The sequence below is a fragment of the Bacillota bacterium genome, assembly GCA_040754675.1.
Lineage (GTDB): Bacteria > Bacillota > Limnochordia > Limnochordales > Geochordaceae > Geochorda.
Window position 1 is genome coordinate 1 of record JBFMCJ010000358.1, and the last position, 4,324, is coordinate 4,324.

At 67.8% G+C, this 4,324-nt stretch carries 3 protein-coding genes and 1 pseudogene; 3 read left to right on the forward strand and 1 reads right to left on the reverse strand.

Annotated elements, in window-relative coordinates; all coding sequences use genetic code 11:
- A pseudogene (locus AB1609_16750) lies at positions 1-1,092 on the reverse strand (IS110 family transposase).
- Positions 1,093-1,397: 305 nt separating this feature from the next.
- Between AB1609_16750 and istA the strand changes: the two are divergent.
- The 3 genes from istA to AB1609_16765 all read left to right on the forward strand — a co-directional run.
- Positions 1,398-2,630 (forward strand): IS21 family transposase, encoded by a 1,233-nt coding sequence (istA, locus tag AB1609_16755; protein ID MEW6048096.1) that lies wholly within the window; start codon positions 1,398-1,400, stop codon positions 2,628-2,630.
- On the forward strand, positions 2,617-3,408 hold the full coding sequence (gene istB / locus AB1609_16760) for an IS21-like element helper ATPase IstB (GenBank protein MEW6048097.1): 792 nt from the start codon (positions 2,617-2,619) through the stop codon (positions 3,406-3,408). The genes istA and istB overlap by 14 nt, the downstream gene beginning before the upstream one ends.
- Positions 3,409-3,907: 499 nt before the next feature.
- Positions 3,908-4,324, forward strand: a 417-nt coding sequence (locus AB1609_16765; GenBank protein ID MEW6048098.1) for an MBL fold metallo-hydrolase, incomplete at its 3' end; no start/stop codon positions are given.

Below are 4,324 nucleotides of genomic sequence, written 5' to 3' on the forward strand. Positions count from 1 at the left end.
CCTCGACGTGGCATGCAACGGCCCAGGCAAACCCCAAAAGCTCCCGGGCCACCGCGGTCGCCGCCACCGTCGAGGGCTTGCCCCGGCCGAGCAGGCGCCAGTACTTCCGATGCAGCCGTTGTTGCGCCTTGAGGGAGATGCGCAAGACTTCGGGGTCGACCCCCTGTTGCCGGCTCCGCAAGGGAGCCTTCACGGCGGGGCGGTGGCGATACGCCCAGGCCGCTTCTCCCAGCACAAACCGGACGTGGGCGTTGCCGGTCTTGGTGATCCCGCCCCGGCGGGTCTGGACGCCGCTCGAATGCTCTCGGGGCACCAGACCCGCGTACGCCGTCGGCTGGGCCGGGCTTCGAAAGCGCGAGAACTCCCCGATCTCGGCCACCAGCGTCACCGCCGTGACCTCCCGGACCCCTTTGCGAGCTTGCAACGCCTGGATGACCGGCGCATGCCGGCTTTCGGCCATCGCGTGGATCTCCGCCTCGAGCCGCTCAACCCGGGCCTGCAGCTCATGCACCGCATGCAGGTACTCCTGGAAGGCCACCTGGGTGGCCCGGTGGGGGAAGCTCAGCGTATCGAGCCAGCGCAGGAACATCCGGGACCACCGGGTCGTGCCCTTCGGCGCGGCGACGCCGTGGCGCAGCAGGAAGCGGGTGAGCTCCTGGCGGGCGCGCCTCAGGTCCCGCTTGGCGCCTTCCCGGGCTCGCACCAGTCCCGCAGCGCCTCGTCGTCCTCGCCGGGCACCCAGACCGGCGTCAGATCGCCGGCTCGAAGCAACTGCGCCAGGCGCAGGGCGTCGCGTCGGTCGGTCTTCACCTGGTCCCCGGGCCGGACGGGGGTGAGAGATGGAGCGACCACGATGCATCGCACCCCCAGCCCGGTCAACAGCCGGTACAGTCCGTAGCCGATCGGCCCTGCCTCGTAACAAGTCAACAACCCCTCCGGCTGGCCCAATCGCCGGACCAGCTTGCGCAAGGCCTCTGGCGTGTTGGGCCCACTCCCCAGGTACCGGGGCGGGGCCGCCCCCCGTTCGGCCACGGCCACCGCGATGGCCTCCTTCGACACGTCCAGACCCACGAACTTCATGACATATAGAATCCATCTGCCGGCCTCCTTCACGCTGTAGCTCCGCGTCCCCCTCGGGACGTAACCTACGTTCGTCGTGAACGGGGGCCGGCCTCGCTCATCCTAACCAGCACACACAAATGGGACCGCCCCGTCAGTGGAGCGCATGCGCAGGCAAATACCCCGGTATCCATCTCGGGAAGATCGGCTTTGTTGTAGCCGGTGATAAACTGACCCACATCAGCCGGCCAAGAATTGATCCACCCCCCACCGAACCCTGGTCTCCGACATCCCGCCACGGAGTCGGAGGTGCAGGGAACTTGCTGGGGGGTGGAGAGGTGAAGACGATCTGGCGTATGTGGCGCGAAGGTACGTCGATCCGGGAGATTGCGGGCCGCCTGGGGGTATCCCGTAATACAGTGCGCCGCTACCTGCGGCAGCCCGGGCTGCCCCAGCAGCGGCCCCGACCGCAGCGCCCCTCAAAGCTAGGACCGTTCCGGGACTACATACTCCAGCGCGTCTGCGTCGACGGTGTCACCAACTGCGAGGTGCTGCTCCGGGAGCTGCGAGAACGGGGGTACACCGGCGGCCGGAGCATCCTGAAGGAGTTGGTGGCGCCCCTGCGTCCCCCTCGGGTGCCGAAGGCTACCGTGCGCTTCGAAACCGAGCCCGGCGAGCAGGCCCAGGTGGACTTCAAGCTCGTCACCCTGGTCCGGCTCGACGGGCAACTGCAGCGCCTGTGGGCCTTCTGCATGGTGTTGGGCTGGTCTCGGGCGATGTTCCTGGAGTTCATCGCCCAGGCCACCCTGCCCCTGTTTATCCGGTGCCACCTCCACGCCTTCGCCCACTTCGGCGGCGTACCGCGCCGCTGCCTCTACGATAACACAAAGCAGGTGGTGCTGGGTCGCGACGCCCAGGGCGAACCCGTCTGGAATGCCCGGTTCTTGGACTTTGCATTGCGGGTGGGCTTTGACCCGCAGCTGTGCCAGCCGTACCGGGCCCAGACCAAGGGGAAGATCGAGCGGGGCCTGCGCTACGTGGGGGACAACTTCATCCCCTGGGTGCGTCCCACGGACGAAGAGGACCTCAACCGGCAGGCGCTTTTGTGGTGCGTGCAGGTGGCCGACCAGCGCATCCACGGAACCACCCACGAGCGGCCAGCGGAGCGTCTTCGCCAGGAGCGCCTGAGCCTGGGGCCGCTGCCGGCGCTGGAGTCGCTGGCCGGGTTTACGCGGGAAGAGCGCAAGGTGGGGCGGGACGGATTTGTGCTGTGGGAGCGGTGCGCCTACGGGGTGCCCTGGACGTTCGCCGGGCAGGCGGTGCAGGTCGAGGCGAAAGAGGACCGGGTCGAGATCTGGGCCGACTCGGAGCGCATCGCCGTCCATCCCCGGGGTCAAGCTCCGGGCCAGCGCTTCGTCCTGCCCGACCAGTGGGCCGGCCTGCCCATGGGATCCCCCGCCCGGCGGCAAACGGCGGTGATCCGCCAGGTGCCCGCCGGTCAGGTCGAAGTCCGCCCATTGAGCGTCTATGCCCGCGTGGTGGAAGAGGGGGTGCCCCATGGTCGCGCTTGAACAGGCGCGCGCCTACCTGGAAAGCCTGGGGTTAGGCAGTGCGGCGGCGATGCTGGACCAGCGCCTCCAGCAAGCGGCCCATCGCCAGACGCCTTACGCCGAGTTCCTGGCGGACCTCCTGGCCGTAGAGGCGACGGCCCGCCGGGAGCGGTATTTGAAGGCGCGCACGCGCCTGGCCCACCTACCGTTCCGCAAGACGCTCGAGGAGTTCGACTTCAGCTTCCAGCCCTCCGTCGACGAGCGGCAGGTGCGGGAGTTGGCCCAGCTCGCCTTTCTGCGAGAAGCCGCCAACGTGCTGTGGCTGGGCCCGCCCGGCACCGGGAAGACGCATCTCTCGGTGGCCCTGGGGCTGAAGGCCATTGAGGCCGGCTACGGGGTCTACTTCGTGCGCGCCCACGACCTGGTGGAGGATCTCCGGCGGGCCATGGCAGACCACCGCCTGGATCGGCGGCTTCGCGTCTACCTGGCGCCGAAGCTGCTCATCATCGACGAGTTTGGCGTCTGGCCGTACGACCGGCTGGCGTCGACCGCGCTGTTCACGCTCATCTCGGCACGTTACGAGCGGGGCAGCATCATGCTGACCTCCAACAAGGGGTTCGCCGAATGGGGGGAGGTACTGGGCGACACCGTCATCGCCACGGCCATCCTGGACCGGCTGCTGCACCACAGCCACGTCATCAACATCCGGGGCGAGAGCTACCGGCTGCGGGAGAAGCGCCGGGCCGGACTGTTCGGGTCTCGGCCGATGCCGGAGGAGGGGGTGAAAGCCGAGCGCTAGCGACGCCCTTGGTGCTACGCACCAAGGGGCATGGGGCCCGGGAGGGGTGGGTCAATTCCCAACCGGCTCCAGTGGATCAGTTTTAGACCGGCGTTGACACGGGGCGTGGCATGGCGCGCCTGGAGCCCGAAAAATGTCGGCTCAAGTAAGACGGCGGCCGGGAGGTCGGTGGGAGGCGGCTGAGAGACGACACTCTTGAGCTCCCCATGCGTAAGACCCCTTCCTGAACCACCGCTGAGACCAGGGTAGCGTCAAGGGAGTATTGGTAGGTTCCCCCATCAGGATGAGGCGCGCAAGGGTGGGGCCGGTGGTGCAGGGCGACGAGTGTCTGGAGGGCCGGAAGCGAGTGTTCGCAAGGGCGTGAATCCGATGGAGTGCGGGTGCTACTGGGAGGAGCCGCACGGGGTGCCCGACGTTGTTGCGGTCCGCGTGCCCAGGAGAATCATTGCAACGGTGCCGGTTCAGTGGAAACCAGGCACTCTGCCCCGGCGGAAGCCGTTTGTCCGTACTGACCTGGGGCCCTCGGAGGAAGAGGTTTCTAGGACGAGACGACACTCATGGTGGACGAGCTCGAAATCGACTGATCCCCACCCCAGGGCACCTGTGGGACGGGCTTTCCGTTTTCGTACGGAAGGCGCGAGTGCTCTTCTGCGGCGATCTCATTTACTCTGGTTTCCGGCCCACCACGAGATTTGGAACTCCCGAGCTGTGGCGGAAGTGGATCATCGTCATCAATACGGCGGCGTTCAACCGGGTGGATTGCGTGCGAGACAGAGGCGGAGACCGCCTTTCGGGTCAATGTGCTGGGTGCCCTAAACGTGGCCCGCCCGCTGATCAGCCACGGGCGGGTCGAGGGCGTTCCGGACAAGGGTGCGCCGGCGTAGGCGGGGCGGAGCGGGCGTGGGCGGGGGCGGGC

What these genes read in the sequence shown, in the direction of transcription:
- istB (MEW6048097.1), top strand. Translation starts at nt 2,617, where the DNA reads ATGGTCGCGCTTGAACAGGCGCGCGCCTACCTGGAAAGCCTGGGGTTA.